The organism is Mycobacterium sp. (assembly GCF_049683935.1).
Taxonomy (GTDB): Bacteria; Actinomycetota; Actinomycetes; order Mycobacteriales; family Mycobacteriaceae; genus Mycobacterium.
Window position 1 is genome coordinate 1 of the sequence record NZ_JBAUJR010000046.1, and the last position, 2067, is coordinate 2067.

General features: G+C 70.7%; 2 protein-coding genes. One reads left to right on the top strand and one right to left on the bottom strand.

From position 1 onward, the window contains the following. Window positions 1–1154: phytoene desaturase family protein (locus WA965_RS02550; RefSeq protein ID WP_526447023.1), on the bottom strand; the 1154-nt coding region annotated here is incomplete at its 3' end. Window positions 1155–1184: 30 nt separating this feature from the next. Here WA965_RS02550 and WA965_RS02555 point away from each other — a divergent pair. After that, window positions 1185–2067 (top strand): NAD(P)-dependent oxidoreductase (locus tag WA965_RS02555; RefSeq protein ID WP_526447025.1); only part of this gene is annotated, 883 nt, incomplete at its 3' end.

The window sequence follows — 2067 nt, forward strand, 5'->3', positions numbered from 1 at the left end:
ACCAGACCCCGGACGCCCGGCGCGAAGCGCTCGACGAGGCCGGTGACGGTTTCGGCCATGTCCGTCGTGGAACCCTGCGGGACGTGTGCGTAGGCCCACAGCGGCCGGCGGCCCCGGGCGTCGACCCGGCTGGGATCGGCCAGGTGGGGGAGGGCGGCGAGCACCATCGGCCACTCGGCGTGCCGGCCGTCGGCGATCTCGTGCTCGGCCCTCGCCATCATGGACCGGTCACCGCCGAGGTGCAGCGTCGGAGCCTGCGCCAAACGCGAATCCCGCCAGGGGATCTCGCCGGCGAGCACGAAGTCGACCTTCGCCACCCCCGGGCCGTAGCGGTAGCGCCGCAGGGTGTTGGCGTACCGCGAGGGCAACCGGTCGCCGTAGATCCCCAGCAGCGCGGTCGGTGCCGTGTCGTAGAGGACCACTCCCGAAGGTGGGTCCGTGACCTCTTCGCCGAGCGTCAGTTCGCCACCGTGCGAGCGCAGATCGGCCAGCAGCGCGTCCGGGATGGCCTGTGAGCCGCCGACGGGTATCGGCCAACCGACCGAATGGCCGAGGGTGGCCAACATCAGGCCCGCACCCGAAGCCACCAGCGAGGGCATCTGCGAGATCGTATGTGCCGCAACGCCGGTGAAGAGTGCCCGGGCGTCCTCCCCGGCGAGCGTGCCCCACGCCGGGCTGCCCTGCGCGAGCAGGCGCGGGGCGACCCGAAGCGCAGCCGTGATGCTCGGGGGGATGGACCGCTTGTCCCCGAGCAACAGGCCGACGACGCCGTCGGAGTCGGCCGACAGCGGACCCAGCAGCCGACGCCACGACGCGCCGTCGTCGAGTTCGGCGCTGGTGCGTTCGATGTCGAGGTAGCCGATCGCCGCCGGTCGATCCGGCAGCGGGTTGCCGTAGGACACCTCGGGCACCGTCAGCGCCACCCCCCGCGCGCGCAGGTCGAATGCGGAGAAGAACGGCGAGGCGAGGGCCAACGGGTGCACGGCGGAGCAGATGTCGTGTGACACCCCGGAGAACTCGGGGTCGGGCAGGGTGCGGGCGCCGCCTCCGTAGGTGGGCTGGGCCTCGATCACCTGTACCGATAGACCCGCTCGTGCGCAGATGACAGCGGCGGCCAGACCGTTGGGCCCGCTACCGACGATGGTGATGTCCACTGCTCCATTACAGCCCACTAGGCTGTCCGCGTGAGTTTGCCTGTAGTACTGATCGCCGACAAGCTGGCCCAATCGACGGTGGAAGCCCTCGGTGACCAGGTCGAAGTCCGCTGGGTGGATGGTCCGGACCGGGAGAAGCTGCTGGCTGCCGTCGTGGATGCCGACGCTCTGCTGGTGCGCTCGGCCACCACCGTCGACGCCGAGGTCCTCGCCGCGGCGCCGAAGCTGAAGATCGTCGCCCGCGCAGGAGTCGGACTCGACAACGTCGACGTCGATGCCGCCACGGCGCGCGGCGTCCTGGTGGTCAACGCCCCGACGTCGAACATCCACAGTGCCGCCGAGCACGCATTGGCGCTGCTGCTGTCGACTGCGCGCCAGATCCCCGCCGCCGATGCCACGCTGCGGGAGCACACGTGGAAACGCTCGGCGTTCTCCGGCACCGAGATCTTCGGCAAGACCGTCGGTGTGGTGGGCCTCGGGCGCATCGGCCAACTGGTGGCGCAGCGTCTCGCCGCATTCGGCGCGCACATCACGGCCTATGACCCGTACGTGTCTCAGGCACGCGCCGCGCAGTTGGGCATCGAGCTGCTGACACTCGATGAACTGCTGGCGCGCGCCGACTTCATCTCGGTCCACCTGCCCAAGACCAAGGAGACCGCAGGCCTGATCGGCAAGGAGGCGCTGGCCAAGATCAAGCCGGGCGCCATCATCGTCAACGCCGCCCGCGGTGGCCTCATCGACGAAGCGGCACTCGCCGAAGCCATCACCAGCGGTCACGTCCGCGGCGCGGGACTGGACGTGTTCTCGACCGAGCCGTGCACCGACAGCCCGCTGTTCGCGCTGCCGCAGGTGGTGGTGACGCCGCATCTGGGCGCGTCCACCGCCGAGGCGCAGGACCGGGCGGGCACCGACG